At 67.3% G+C, this 13,585-nt stretch carries 11 protein-coding genes; 4 read left to right on the top strand and 7 right to left on the bottom strand.

The annotated features are described in order from the left end of the window. Positions 1-17: 17 nt before the first annotated feature. Together J5474_RS18555 and J5474_RS18550 are read right to left on the bottom strand one after the other, a co-directional pair. Positions 18-2,147 (bottom strand): GumC family protein, encoded by a 2,130-nt coding sequence (locus tag J5474_RS18555; protein ID WP_209362885.1) that lies wholly within the window; start codon positions 2,145-2,147, stop codon positions 18-20. Positions 2,148-2,304: 157 nt separating this feature from the next. Continuing rightward, entirely contained in the window at positions 2,305-3,624 is a 1,320-nt protein-coding gene (locus tag J5474_RS18550; RefSeq protein ID WP_209362883.1) for a UDP-glucose dehydrogenase family protein, read from the bottom strand. A gap of 229 nt (positions 3,625-3,853) precedes the next feature. Between J5474_RS18550 and J5474_RS18545 the strand changes: the two genes are divergently transcribed. Further along, complete coding sequence (locus J5474_RS18545) at positions 3,854-4,825, top strand: UDP-glucuronic acid decarboxylase family protein (protein WP_209362881.1); 972 nt, start codon at positions 3,854-3,856, stop codon at positions 4,823-4,825. A 192-nt stretch (positions 4,826-5,017) separates the two neighbouring features. Here the strand turns inward: J5474_RS18545 and J5474_RS18540 are convergent, their stop codons facing one another. Further along, on the bottom strand, positions 5,018-7,021 hold the full coding sequence (locus J5474_RS18540) for an acyltransferase family protein (RefSeq protein ID WP_209362879.1): 2,004 nt from the start codon (positions 7,019-7,021) through the stop codon (positions 5,018-5,020). 298 nt (positions 7,022-7,319) lie between these two features. Between J5474_RS18540 and J5474_RS18535 the strand changes: the two genes are divergently transcribed. Next, positions 7,320-7,586: a hypothetical protein gene (locus tag J5474_RS18535; RefSeq protein WP_209362876.1), complete on the top strand. Its 267-nt coding sequence runs from the start codon at positions 7,320-7,322 to the stop codon at positions 7,584-7,586. Positions 7,587-7,599: 13 nt separating this feature from the next. Further along, positions 7,600-7,803, top strand: coding sequence for a hypothetical protein (locus tag J5474_RS18530; protein ID WP_209362874.1), 204 nt, complete (start codon positions 7,600-7,602; stop codon positions 7,801-7,803). Positions 7,804-7,833: 30 nt separating this feature from the next. Here the strand turns inward: J5474_RS18530 and J5474_RS18525 are convergent, their stop codons facing one another. From J5474_RS18525 to J5474_RS18510, 4 genes are all read right to left on the bottom strand, one after another. Next, positions 7,834-8,457, bottom strand: a complete 624-nt coding sequence (locus tag J5474_RS18525; RefSeq protein WP_209362872.1) for a sulfotransferase — start codon at positions 8,455-8,457, stop codon at positions 7,834-7,836. A gap of 64 nt (positions 8,458-8,521) precedes the next feature. Next, positions 8,522-9,634: a glycosyltransferase family 4 protein gene (locus J5474_RS18520; protein WP_209362869.1), complete on the bottom strand. Its 1,113-nt coding sequence runs from the start codon at positions 9,632-9,634 to the stop codon at positions 8,522-8,524. Between the two features lie 32 nt (positions 9,635-9,666). After that, the gene (locus J5474_RS18515; RefSeq protein ID WP_209362868.1) at positions 9,667-10,476 is read right to left on the bottom strand and encodes a sulfotransferase family 2 domain-containing protein; all 810 of its coding nucleotides are present in this window, start codon (positions 10,474-10,476) and stop codon (positions 9,667-9,669) included. Then, positions 10,473-12,056 (bottom strand): lipopolysaccharide biosynthesis protein, encoded by a 1,584-nt coding sequence (locus J5474_RS18510; RefSeq protein WP_209362867.1) that lies wholly within the window; start codon positions 12,054-12,056, stop codon positions 10,473-10,475. The genes J5474_RS18515 and J5474_RS18510 overlap by 4 nt, the downstream gene beginning before the upstream one ends. A 345-nt stretch (positions 12,057-12,401) precedes the next feature. On the opposite strand from J5474_RS18510, the gene J5474_RS18505 reads away from it, so the two are divergent. Next, positions 12,402-13,583, top strand: coding sequence for a glycosyltransferase family 4 protein (locus J5474_RS18505; protein ID WP_209362866.1), 1,182 nt, complete (start codon positions 12,402-12,404; stop codon positions 13,581-13,583). Positions 13,584-13,585 lie beyond the last annotated feature (2 nt).

Here is a 13,585-nt window from a genome sequence, read left to right as displayed (position 1 = left end):
CAGCCGGGGTCGGCCTGTCAGTTGTACGTGCCGTCTCTGTAGGATTCGTAGTAGCCGTAGGCACCGTCGTTGGAGTACCGCGCCAGCTTTCGGGTGTTCACTTGGCTCAGCACCAAGCCGGTTGGCTGTACGCCGACTAGAGAGAGCTGGCGGATGCTTTCCTTGACCTGGGTGATCGGCGTCCTGTTCCATAGCACATTAACCACCACTGTGTCGGCGTATTGTGCCAGAATACGCGCGTCGGGCACCAGCAGGATCGGCGGCGAGTCCACCACCACGAAATCGTATTGCTCCCGCATCGCCTGCAGGAAGGCGCGGAAGTGGTCGGAGGAGAACAGGTTCGCCGGGTTCACTGTCTGGTCGCCGACGGTAACGACGTCGACGTTCAGCCGGTCATCGTGATGCACTGCCTCGTCGAGCGAGATCCGCCCGGTGACCACGTCGGCCAGGCTGGTATGCTTCATGCCCGGAAAATACTCCGCTATCGCCCGGCGCCGCACGTCACCGCCGATCAGCAGGACGCGCTTGTCGATGCCGCTGAGCACTCCCGCGAGGGCGATGGCCTGGGTGGTCTTGCCCTCTCCGGGCACGCTGGAGGTGGAGAGGATGATCCGCGGCGGGTTGTTGATGTCTGCCAGAAGGATCGAGGTGCGCAGGTTGCGCAGCGCCTCCACCGGGCCGGAGGTTGGGTTGTCATTCAGGTAGTTGATCAGTTCCGGACGGCGCCGGATCGGCAGCACCGGCACTTGGCCCAGCACCATGATCCCGGTGGCCTGCTCAAGGTCGGAGGCGGTGCGGGCACTCTGCTGCATCAGCTGTTGCATCAGCACCAAGCCGGCGCCGAGGATCAGGCCGAGGAATAGCCCCATCGCCAGCAGCAGCGGCGGGTTCGGCGCCACCAGCGCGCCGGGGAGGGCCGGTTCCATGACGTAGCTGTCGGCCCGCTGGAAGCCGATCTGCAGCGAAGCCTCCTTCAGCCGGGACAGGAAGGTCTCGTAGAGCACGCGGGTTGCCTCTGCCTCGCGCTGCATCTGGTTCAGCTCGGTGAGATCGCGACTCTGCTGTTCGATACGCTGCTCGATCTCCGCCAGCGAACCCTGAAGCGCCGACCGCTGCATGGCGTCGCGCTCGAGGTCGCGGGTGCGCTGCTCGATCAGCGTGCCCGCGAGGTTGTCGAAGGTGGCCACGGCGTTCTCGTCGCCGTTCTCGACCTTCCCTAGGAGCCGGCGCAGCCGAGCGTCGTTGAGTGCCTCCGTCAGCGCCGCGCGGTCGCCGGCGTCGCGCAGGTCGCGCAGGCGTTCCGGCAGGTTGGCCTCGGGGGGGGCGGGAGCCAGCCGGTCGACCCGGCTGCGCAGGTCCTTGGCGCGCAGCACCAAGGCGTTGAGCGCCTCCTCATCGACCAGTTCGATGACCGAGCGGCGGTCCTTGACAGCCTCCTCCTTCTCGAAGAGCTCACCTTCTAGGTCGGAGACACGCTCCGAGAGCCAGTCGACGGCGAACTCGGAGGATTCGAACTTCGTCTCGATCTGTTCGCGGATGTAGGTGTCGGCCAAGGTGTTGGCGACCTCGGCGGAGAGGAAGCGGTCGTAGGAGGTCACCTGGATCTCGAGGATGTAGGTGCCCCGCCGGGAGATCGCCGCCACCGAGCGGCGCACCTCGTTGATGGTGCGCTCGCGGACCGCGCTGGTCGGCAGCGGGGCAGGGGGCTCCTGGCCAAGCAGCTCGCCGATCCAGAGCTGTACGTGCTCCTGCCAGGAGGGCGGGCGGAGCGCCAGGTTGAACAACGGAGAGTTCACTAGGTCGAGCTCGTCGACCACCGCGCCGATCATCTGTCGCGAGCGGATGATCTCCAGTTCGGTGTTGATCGCCGAGCTTTCGGTGGAAGCGCCGGAGACCAGGCTGGCCACGTCGATGATCTCGTTGCTCTGGATGTTCAGGGCGAGCTGGGCGCGCGCCATGTATTGCGGCGTCGCCAGCACGTAAGTATAGACCGCCGCCAGCAGCAGCGGGATCATCGCGATGGCAAGCACCGTCCAGCGCATCCTCCAGATCAGCCGCAGGCTGTTGAGCAGTTCGCCGTTGCCCTGCATCTCGCCGTCACCGCCGGAGGGCATGCCGGGTCGGGTCATCGTCCTGCCGTAGTTCATGTGCGGTTGTCCTGCTGGAGGAGCTGTCTGGCCACGGTTCGTCCTTTCAGAAAGCTCACGTTGTACACCACCGGGAGGCGCTCGTGTCAAAGACCTTATCGCATTGCCCCGGTGTCCGAAATCTCGGGGGATCCCTAGCTTGCGCGCGCCCCCGGGTTCAGGCGCCGAAGCCCTCGCGGCCGATGGCCTCGTAGGCGGCGAAGCCTGCGGCGCGGGCAGTGGCTGCGGCGTAGACGTTACGCAGGTCGGCCAGCCGCGGCGCGGCCATTGTGCCGGCCAGCCGGGGCAGGTCGAGCGCGCGGAACTCGTTCCACTCGGTCAGGATCACCAGCAGGTCGGCGCCCTTGGCGGCGGTGTAGGGGTCGTCGCACCAAGTCACCCCGGGCAGCAGGTGTTCGCCCTCGCGGCGGCCCTGCGGGTCGACCACGCTGACCTTCGCTCCGCCGCCCACCAGCGCCGGCACGATAGTTAGCGCGGGCGCGTCGCGCATGTCGTCTGTGTTGGGCTTGAAGGTCACACCCAGCACCGCCACCCGCTTGCCGTTGAAGCTGCCCGCGCAGAGGTCGGCCAGCTTGTCGATCATCCGTCGCTTCACGTCCTCGTTTACCTTGATCACCGTCTCGACGATGGAGATCGGGCTGGCGTGCTCCTGGCCGATGCGGGCCAGCGCCTTCGTGTCCTTGGGGAAGCAGGAGCCGCCGTAGCCGGGGCCAGCGTGCAGGAACTTGTTGCCGATGCGGCCGTCCATACCCATGCCCCTCGACACCGCCTTCACGTCGGCGCCGACCTTCTCGCACAGCGCAGCGATCTCGTTGATGAAGGTGATCTTGGTGGCTAGGAAGGCGTTGGCGGCGTACTTGATCATCTCGGCAGACTCGAGGTCCGTGGTGACGATGGGGAAGTCGCGCAGGTAGAGCGGGCGGTAGATCTCCGCCATGATCTTGGCGGCGCGGTCGGATTCGACGCCCACGACCACGCGGTCGGGCTTCATGAAGTCGTCGATCGCCGCGCCCTCGCGCAGGAATTCCGGGTTGGAGGCGACGTCGAAGTCGAGCGCCGGGTTGGCGGCAGCCACGACCTCGCGCACCTTTGCGTTGGTGCCCACCGGCACGGTGGATTTTGTGACGATGACCAAGTAGCCCTTCGCGGCCTTCGCGATCTCCTCGGCGGCGGCCATGACGTAGCTGAGATCGGCGTGTCCGTCGCCGCGGCGCGTCGGCGTGCCCACAGCGATGAAGACGGCTTCGGCACCCTCGATGGCCTGCGTGAGGTCGAGGGTGAAGCTCAGCCGCCCGGCCTCCACGTTTCTAGCCATCAGCGCGTCGAGACCCGGCTCGAAGATCGGCACCTTGCCCTGGTCCAGCATCTCGATCTTGCGCGGGTCCTTGTCGAGGCAGACCACCTCATGCCCGAAGTCGGAAAAGCACACCCCGGACACCAGACCGACGTAACCGGTCCCGATCATCGCGATTTTCATTGAATCTTCCTACCTTGCCAAATCCATGACTTCAAATCTCCCTCCGGGGTACGGCTCCACACCGCCGCCGTCATGTAGACGAGCGCCCGACTGCGGGTCAATCAAATTGCCCCGGAGCAAAAAAAGCTGGCGGAAAACGCCCCTTTGGCATGCAGAAGATCACAATGCTTGACGGTCCTGAGCCGGTCGGTCAGGTAGTCGGAAAGCATTTCGAGACGGAGACTTGTGGATGCCGCGCCTTTACGACAGTCGAAAACGGATCCTCGTCACCGGCGGGGCCGGCTTCTTGGGGTCCCATCTCGTCGACCGCTTGCTCAACCAGGGCCACGAGGTGCTCTGCGTCGACAACCTTTTCACTGGCACCAAGCGCAACATCGACCACCTGCACGACAACCCGCGGTTCGAGTTCATGCGCCACGACGTGACCTTTCCGCTCTTCGTGGAGGTCGACGAGATCTACAACCTCGCCTGCCCTGCCTCTCCGGTGCATTACCAGCACGACCCGGTGCAGACCACCAAGACCTCGGTGCATGGCGCGATCAACATGCTGGGCCTGGCCAAGCGCCTGCGCTGCCGCATCTTCCAGGCCTCCACCTCGGAGGTCTACGGCGACCCCTCGGTGCATCCCCAGCCAGAAACCTACTGGGGCAACGTGAACCCGATCGGCATCCGCTCCTGCTACGACGAGGGCAAGCGCTGCGCCGAGACGCTGTTCTTCGACTACCACCGCCAGCACGGGCTGGAGATCAAGGTGGCACGGATCTTCAACACCTATGGCCCGCGCATGCACCACGCTGACGGTCGCGTGGTCTCCAACTTCATCGTGCAGGCGCTGATGGGCGACCCGATCACCATCTACGGCGACGGCAGCCAGACCCGCAGCTTTTGCTACGTCGACGACCTAGTGGAGGGGTTCATGCGGCTGATGGAGAGCGACGCCGGGATCACCGGGCCGGTGAATCTGGGCAACCCTAGCGAGTTCACCATCCGCGAGTTGGCTGAGAAGGTTGTGACGATGACCGGCTCGGCTTCGCGGATCGAGCAGCGCCCGTTGCCGAGCGATGACCCGCTGCAGCGCCGCCCCGACATCACCCGGGCCCGCGAGGGCCTCGACTGGGTCCCGACCGTCGCGCTCGACGATGGGCTGGAGCGCACCATCGCCTACTTCCGCCGGCTGCTGCCCAAGCTGGGCATGGCCTGAGCCCTGCGGGCTGGGATGCCGCCGCACAGGTTACGGTCCCGAGCGCTGCGAGGGTCTGAACTGCGCCGCTTCCAAAATTCACCTTCAGCGCCCCGTCGGCGTCGTCCACGCAAAGCTGGACTGAGCCGGTCTCCGCCACAAGTTCTGCCATCCCTCCGGGCGTAGAGCGGCGCGTAGAAAGTAGCGGGTGTCTCAGCGCGGCTGGTCCCGCAGCGGCGCCAGCCAGTCGCGCTCGGCGGCCAAGGCGCCGAAATGGGCGGCGCCCTCCAGCGTCCAGTGGCCGTAGTCGTACATCGCCTTGCGGCCCTCGGGGGTGAGCACGGTGCAGCGCTGCGCGGCATCGTCGCAAAGCAGCTCCCGGCGCGACAGCAGCGGCTCACCGGCGCGCCCGGCGATCTGCGCCAGCACGGCATTGGTGCGCTTCGGCTTGCTCGATTCCGCCTTGTAGGCCCGGCCATTGATGGCGTCGGGCTCGGGTGTGGCGCGGTAGCGGTGGATGAACCAGTCGACGATCGGCAGCGTCCCCGGCGAGACGACCTCCGCGGTGTTGTCGACCAGCGCCACCCGCTTGCCCCGCTCCTGCAGCTCGGCGATAAAGCCGGGAAGCCGGGCGGCGTAATCGTCGGCATAGCGCGGCGCGATCAGCACCACGTCGGCAGCGGCGAAGTTCGGCGCGGCATAGAGCGTCCGGCGTTGGTCTTCGGGAAAGGCGGTGGCCATGCCGAAACGCGCGAACTGCATGCCGGGGAAGGCCTCGGCGTTCAGGTGGAGCGCGTTGAACAGGTCCTTGGAGTGCGAGTTGCCGACGATCAGCACGTGCAGCGCCTCGGGGGCGGTGAACCAGTTGCGCGTGCTCTCGTCACGCGAGGGGCCGCGCGCGGCCTTGGTGCCACGGATTTTCTCGTCGCCGGCCAGCTGGTCGAGGATCGACCATGACCGCGCGGCCAGTTTCTTGTTGTCCATCTCGTTGGCGCCGTAGAGTGCGACCAGGTCGCCGTCGCGTTCACGGACCAGCAGGTTGGTCTCCCGCACCAGCCCCGCGAAGCCGACCACCAGCGCCACCGAGACGAGCAGGGTGGCGGCCAGCGCTCGGTTGCCGACGTCGAAGCGGAAGCGGCGTTCGACCAGGTGGTAGCCGGCGATCGAGCAGGCGAGGGTCAGCAGCACCCAGGCCGCCCAGTCGAGCGGGCCGGGCAGGTCGACGGCGCACAGCCGGCCGAAGGCGAAGATCGGGAAGTGCCAGAGGTAGAGCGAGTAGGACAGCTTGCCGATGTAGACCACGGGCGGCAACGAGAGCAGTCGGGTGACCGGCTCGCTCGGCCGGGTGAACCAGAGCAGCACCATGGTGGCCAGCACCGTGGGCAGGCTGACCAGGCCCGGGTGGTCGACCTCCGGCAGGTGGACCAGAGCCATGCTGGCCAGTAGCACCGCCAGCGCCAGCGCCGGCAGTAGGCGGCCGAGGCCCCCCCAGGCCGGCAGGGCGCGCCCGGGCAGGCGGCGCGCCGCCACCGCTAGCAGCGCCCCGGCGAGCAGTTCCCAGGCCCGGCTCACCGGCGAGAAGAACGACAGGTCATGGTTCCACAGCGTGGTGGCCTGCGCCAGTATCAGGCTAGCCAGCAGCAGCCCGATCAGCACGCCGGCCACCAGCCGCGGCTGGCGCACCGGCAGCGCCATCAGCAGCAGCGGGAACACCAAGTAGAACTGCTCCTCAATGGCTAGGCTCCAAGTGTGCAGCATGGGCTGCATTAGGCCCGACTGTGCGCCGTATTCGCCTAGCCGGAAGTACCAAAAAATGTTGCTGACAAAGGCGAGCGCGGCCACGGCGCTCTCGGAAAAGCGGCGCAACTCGTCGGGTTGCATGATCGCCCAAGCAGCCACCGCCGAGGCCAGCATCACCATAAGCAGTGCCGGCAGGATACGCCGAGCGCGGCGCTGGTAGAAGCGCCAGAGGCTGAACCGGCCGGTGCGCTCGCGCTCGGCTAGCAGGATCTGGGTGATCAGGAAGCCCGAGATGACGAAGAAGACGTCGACCCCGAGGAAACCGCCCGGCAGCAGCGTGCCGCCGGCTATCGGTATCTTGAGGTGGTAGAGGATCACCGGAACCACGGCGATGGTGCGCAGCCCGTCGATCTCGGGCCGGTAGGAAATCGGGCTATGTGTGCTCATCTTCAATTTCAATGTAATCTGGAAATCCACGCCTAGGGTGGCCCCAGGGGCTACTTGAATAATTCCCTAGTGGCAATGTTGCGCAGTTCTTGCCTGAGCCGCCGGGACGGTGAAGGTGCCGTGTGTAGAGCAGGGAGGCCGGGTTTTCCCTGGATTTCAGTGATTTCCTGCACGACCGGCTTTGCCGGCGGGCCGAGACCAGGGTGGATTTGCGCTCATGTTGGCTCCGGCTGAGCGGGGATTTCTCGCCTGTTTACGCCGGGCTCTCGGAGGACATGCTGCGCGCGGCGAAAGTTGAGCTGACCCGCCGCGGCGTGGCGATAGCGGCGTGGCTATAAAGGCGGTCTACCTGATGCGCGACCCGGTGGAGCGGGCCTGGTGGGCGGTGTGCATGTACCGCAAGAAGCCGGGCAAGTTCCGCTACCAGCTGGCGCAGGTCGCGGGCGATTCGGAGGAGGCGCACCTGCTACAGGCGGTCGAGGGCGCCTCCTTAGCGCGCAACGGCGACTACCGCACGGCGGTGACGCGGTTGCGGGTTGTCTTCGCCCGCCGAGGAGCTGCATCTGGGTCTCTCCGAGACCCAGTTCACCCCTGAAGCAGTGGTCGCGGTGGCTGCCTTCCTCGACCTGCCGCTCGAGGCGCCGGACTTTGGCCGCAACATCAATCCTTCGCCGAAGTCCGTCAGCCTATCGGAGACCGCCCGGCGCCAGCTCGCTGAGCGCTTCCGCGACGCCTGTGCCTTCGGTGTGGAGACATTCGGCGCCGAGCAGGTCCGCACCTGCTGGCCAACGGCAAAAGCGCTGGGGATCTGAGCCCGGGGTCCAAGCAAGCAGTCCGGAAGATCAGGCGCGCCGGAACCCGCGCCGGAGGCGGTTCAGCACGCGGCCCAGCCGTCCGGGACGGGGGAGGTCGGCGGTGCGGTTGGCATGCCGGGGTGCGCGCTCGCAGATCTCGAAGCCCTGTGCCTCGAGGAACACCGCCAGCGTCTCGAAGGCGTCCTCCTGCTCCAGATCCAGCACATGGAAGCGGGCTGGGGGATTCTGCTTCAGGCGGGCGAAGGCCTCGTACTCGGTGCGCGCGTCGTAGTCGCTGCCGAATAGCGCCTCCAGCCGCGCGGTGATCGTCGGCCGCGGGCTGCCCTTGCGGTGGTTGTCGCGCGAGCGGTGCCAGTTCTCGAAGGACCGCAGGTTCAGCACGTAGATATCGTCGGGGTAGGCACGGCGCAGGATGTCGAAGATCAGCACAGGGCTCAGGTAAAGTTCCTCGGAGACGCTGAAGATGTCGGTGAAGCCGCGATAGTCTTCGTAACCGCGCAGCGGGTCTATGCCGGCCGAGGCATTGGAGACGATACGGCGGGCCAGCCGGCCCTTGTCCCAGTGCATCGCCGGGATGCCGTTGGCCTCGAGGAACTGGTTGATGCTGTTCGTGCCGCATTTGTTGGGGCCGACGGCGAAGATGCGTTTCAAGGCGATGGCTCCTCGTGTTGCGGCACCCGCGCCGCCCGGCGCGCGGGATCACCCGCAGGGTATGTCAGGGCGCGCTGTCGCGGCAAGCGGTGGCGGCGGACCGGTCAGGCCCGAGTCCCTCGAGGACTCGCTCGGCCCGCCGGTCCCAGGTGTATTCCCGTTCCAGAAGGTCCCGCCCCGCCGCGCCGAGCCGCTCTCGCAGCGGGGCGTCACCGGCAAGCCGGCGCAGGCCGGCGGCCCATGCCCCGACATCGTCGGGAGGGCAGAGGATGGCGGTTTCGCCGTGGGTCAGGATCTCGCGCAGGACCGCCATATCGGAGGTCACCACCGGCCGGCCCGCGGCCATGTACTCGAACAGCTTCAGCGGCGACATCCAGCGCGAGATGTCGCCGCCGCCGGAATGGCTGACCTGCTGCGCGTAGGGTGCAAGCAGGATGTCGCATTCCGCCTGGCGGGCGGCGACCTCGGCGTGCGGAATGTGGCCGTGCAGCGTCAGGTTCGGCAGCCCGGCGGTCTGGCTGCGCCAGCGCGCGATGTCGTCTTCGGTGCCGCCGTAGACCTCGAACCGGGTCTCGGGGACCGCCGGGGCGAGGGCGGCGATCATCTCCATGCCCTTGCCGGGGTAGAGGTGGCCGAAGTAGCCGGCGCGCAGCGCGCCGGCCTGCGCGCCGGCAGCGCGCGGCTTCGGTCCGGCCTCGGCGCCGTCGTGGGCCACCACCACCCGGGCTGCCTCGACGGCATATTGCGCCTTCAGGTCGTCAGCCAGCCCGCGCGAGATCGTCACCACCCGCCGTATGCCGGGGTCGTTCAGCAGGCTGCGCAGCACGCCGCTGGCGGTGCTGTCCGGCCTTGGCAGGCTGTGCAGTTCCAGAGCCACCGGCACCCCGAGGCTGCGCGCCTGCCGCGCCAGAAGGGCGTGCCGCGTGAAGACCAGATCAGGGCGATGGCGCACAACTTGGCGCCGGGTGTGCCACAGCAGCATCCGAAGCCGTAGCCTTTGCCAGGGCCAGCGCAGCAGCTGAAGGGTCAACCCGCCGTCGGAAGCCAGGGCGGGGCCGAACCCGGAGAGCACCACTGGATGGCCCTGGCGGGCGAAGGCCCGGCTCATGTTCATCACCTGGATGGCGTTGGCCTGGCGCGACGCGAAGTCGGAATTGCTGGCGTAGAGGATATTCACGCGCATCTCCTCGAAGCGGGGAACCGTCCGATTCAGGTCAGGTCGAAGGGCAAGGGGGTGCCGAGCGAGGCCAGCATGGCGTAGTCCTTCGCGTAGCGACCCCGCAGGATGGCCCGCGCCTTGCCGGAGATCTCCGGTGCGGGGGAGCCCCCGGACTTGATATTCTTCTGTCCGAGGCCCGCGAAGCAGGCGCGGATCTCGGGGTCGGCAGCGGCGATGCCGGCGTTCAGGGTCTCCACGAAGAAAAAGGTCTCGGCCAGACGGTTGCCGGCATCGTCGTGCAGAAAGTCCGCCTGGCTGCGAAAATGGGGGTTGGCCTCGCTGTCGGGCACCTGTGCGACGGCTTCGAGGAAGGATTCGAAGCTCATCCCGGCGTAGAACAGGTCACCGAATTTCAGAAAGCCCTTGGTGCGGCCCTCGACGAAGCGGCTGTCGGTAACCGGCTCGGGGGCGATCTTGTCTTTCCAGCAGGAGCGTACGCGGGCCAGCGGATCGCGCAGCACGGCAATGCGGCGGTAGTCCGCATAGCCCGGCAGGACCGCGTTGCGATCGACCAGCCGCTGTCGCTGCGCCATCCAGTCCTTCACCGCAGCGTCCTGAAGCGGGCTGAAGGCCAACCGTTCGGGCGGGATGGCAGCGATCAATTCGGAGGGAACAGGGACGTCGAGGTTGTCGATGAAGGCCGACTTGAGCGAGGAATTGGCGCATTTCGGGATCGCCAAGTACAGCACGCGATGCACCGGGTTGACGAGGATGTGCCCGCTGAAAAGGCGCTGGGGGGCCATCTGCCGCAGGACCTTTTTCCTCAGTCTTCGGGTCAACGATCGTAGGGTGAGGGTCACGGCTCGTCCTTTCTGCTGGTTGTATCCGAAGGCGGAGATTCGGGATCGGAGGGGAAGGGCCTTTCCATCTTGGAGTTTCTGCCCCCCGGTGCAAGATTGCCCTTTTTCTTGCCGCCGCCGTTCCTGCCGCCGCGCAGCTTCGTGACGAGGTTGACGAAGCGGCGCAGCACGCGGGCCAGTACCGGCTGGCGGCGCAGCAGGAACAGCACCGCGAGGTAGGGCAGCAGGCCCGCAAGTGACGCCAGCACGGCGGTTGCAGTCTCGGGCAGACTGCCGCGCAGCAGACTCAGGGCGCCCATGGCCGCCAGCGTGCCCGCCCCGGCGGCCAGCACGAAGGGCGCCAGCGCCCGCAGCAGCGCGGGCCAGCGCAGCCCACAGGGCCCCAGCGCGTAATGTGTCATGGTGACGAAGTGGCACCCGAGGGCCGTCAGCACCCCCCAGGCCACGCCCTCGACCCCGGCGATGCTGCCGCCGAGGTATCCAAAGGCCACCACCTCGACGACATAGGCTAGGTTGCGCGCGGCGTTGCCATAGACCCGGCCCGAGGCCATGTTGAAGGCGCCCGACACCTTGTAGGCCAGCCGGAAGTACATCCCCAGCGAAAGCACCTCGAGCAGCGGCACCACCTCCTGCCATTTCCGGCCCAGCAGGATCAGCACCACCTCGTCAGCCAGCAGGTACATCGCCGCCGAGATCGGCAGGATGACCAGCGCGGCGAAGGCATGCGCCATCAGGAAGGCCTCGCCGATGCCCTCGGTGCCGCTTTCGCGGCGCTTCTTGGAGAAGCCCGAGAACAGCACCTCGCGGAAGACCGAGCCGAGCAACGCGTTGGTCATGTCCATCAGCGCGTAGGCCCGGCTGTAGTAGCCCAAGGCAGCGGCCCCGAACATCGAGGAGACGATGGCATTGTCGCCCCGGCGCGCCAGGGTGGACATCATCTGCGTCAGGAAAACGCCGCCGCCGAAGCGGATCAGCCCGGCGGCCTCGGTGCGGTCGATGACGAGTACCGGCCGCACCGGGCGGCGCCGGAAGATCAGGATCGCGCGCAGCAGGTTCTGGACCAGGGTGCCGATGATCATCGACCAGTAGGAGTAGCCCTGCCAGGCCAGCACCGCCGCCACCAGCCCGTATCCCAGCGCGTAGGTCGCCACCTCGATCCCGGCCAGAAAGCGGTAGTCCATCTCCCGGGCGATCAGGTTGGTGGCGGGGTTGGTTGCTGCGGCGATCACGAAGGACAGCAAAGTGACCGGCAGCACCTCGACGAGTTCGGGGATGTTCATCCAGTCCGCCAGCAGGCCGCGGGCGGCGAAGATCACCAGACAGATCATCCCGGCGAGCAGCAGCATCAGCGTCATCGCGGTGCCCTCGATCCGTCGGGTCAGCCGCTCGCTCTGGATCAGCGCCGCGCCGACTCCGAAACGTACCACCACCTCTGAAAGGGCGACAATGACCTGCACCGCCGCGACCACGCCGAAGGCCTCGGGGCTGAGCAGCCGGGCTAGGATGATCACCAGCACCAGACGGGTGACCTGGGCGCCCAGCTTGCCGGCGAAAACCCAGAGGCCGGCCCGCATGATCATGGCGCGGTCCTGTGCGACACGGGCGCCGTCAGGACGGTGGGACGGGCAGGAAGGAACGGCCTGTGAAAGGGGACCATGGACAACCGGAAAAATGGAATGGGGTGAAGAAAAGCGGCGCCTGATCCTCGTGCAGGAGCGTTCGATTCGACGCGTTGCCTCTCGCGTCGCGACAGTAATCACGGGTTTATTGGCACTTCTGGCGGAAGTAAAGCGTGGGCCCGCTCCGAGTCCCCACCTTGACCTTCGGCGGGGCTTTCGGCATCAACATGGCAATTGGTTGAAAAAAGGTCTTGTCATGCATGTTTCGCCGCGAGTGATCGCTGCTTTCCGGTGCAGGGCATGACCATGCCGCGTGACCTTCCCACCCCCTACCGACCGCACGTTCTCTTTGCCGCCTATCAGACCGGACGCGGCTCCAACGGCGGCATGGAAAGCGCGACGCAGATCTTCGAGGCGCTGGCCGGGGAATGCGACTGGACCCTGCTGACCAACCGCGAGACCGCGCGCACCGCCCGCTGGCGTGCCGGCGGGGCGCGGGTCATCGTGCAACCCCTCTCGGATACCCGGCCGCGACCGCTGCGCGCGCTGCAACTCGGCCTGTGGTCGTTGCGACTGCGTGCGCTGGCGCGCGGCAGCGGCCCCGCGCCGGTCTCGGTGCTGCATTCCAACGACATCCGCGCCGCTCAGGCCCTGATGCCGGTGGCCCGGAACAGCGGCCTGCCGCTGTTGCACACGATCCGCGACACCAAGTGCCCCGGCGAGGCCTACGGCCCGCAGTGGCGGCGGTTGGCGCGGCAGGCGACGGGCATCGTCACGCTGTCGCGTGACATGGCCGCGATGGTCTCCGCCGCGCTGCCCGAGGCCGCCGGCAAGCTGACCACGGTGAACAGTCTCGTCGACCTCGAGCGCTTCCGCCCGGCGCCGGACCGCGCCGCGCTGAAGACGGAGCTGGGGCTTTCGCCGGACGAGCTTTCCGTGGGCATCGTCGCCGGGGTCTTCGCCAAGAAAGGCCAGCTCGAGTTCCTCTCGGAGGTGGCGCCCGGCCTGGTGGCGGCACAGCCCCGCATCCGCATCCACCTGCTGGGCGACTTCGACCCGGTGGGTAACGGCTACGCCCGCGCCTGCGCCGCCGCGGTCGAGCGCGCCGGGATCGGCGGGCACGTGCGCTTCCACGGCTTCAGCGACCGGGTCGCGGAATGGACCGCGGCCTTCGACATCGTGGTGGTGCCCTCGGTGCGCGAGGGCCTGGCACGCTGCATGATCGAGGCGATGGCCTGCGGCGTGCCGGTGGTCTCCACCGAGGTCTGCTCGGCCCGGGAGATGCTGGAGGAGACTGGCGCCGGCCGGGTGGTGCAGCAGGGCGATGCGGCGGGGATGGCGGCGGCGCTGCAGGATCTGGCGGCGGATCCGGAGGCGTGCGCCCGCGCGGGCAGCACCGGGCGCGCGGCAGCGGAACGCCTTTTCTCGCTCGGCACGCTGGCCGAACGCTGGCGCACCCTCTATTCTGCAGGCGGAGAAAAAACCTGAAA

This window comes from Sagittula salina, assembly GCF_017813235.1.
GTDB lineage: Bacteria > Pseudomonadota > Alphaproteobacteria > Rhodobacterales > Rhodobacteraceae > Sagittula > Sagittula salina.
This window is presented reverse-complemented; position numbering and strand designations above follow the sequence as displayed.

Excerpts from the sequence above, each read along its gene's own strand:
- J5474_RS18555 (WP_209362885.1), bottom strand. The coding sequence starts at position 2,147 with ATGAACTACGGCAGGACGATGACCCGACCCGGCATGCCCTCCGGCGGT.
- J5474_RS18550 (WP_209362883.1), bottom strand. The coding sequence starts at position 3,624 with ATGAAAATCGCGATGATCGGGACCGGTTACGTCGGTCTGGTGTCCGGG.
- J5474_RS18545 (WP_209362881.1), top strand. The coding sequence starts at position 3,854 with ATGCCGCGCCTTTACGACAGTCGAAAACGGATCCTCGTCACCGGCGGG.
- J5474_RS18510 (WP_209362867.1), bottom strand. The coding sequence starts at position 12,056 with ATGATCATGCGGGCCGGCCTCTGGGTTTTCGCCGGCAAGCTGGGCGCC.
- J5474_RS18505 (WP_209362866.1), top strand. The coding sequence starts at position 12,402 with ATGCCGCGTGACCTTCCCACCCCCTACCGACCGCACGTTCTCTTTGCC.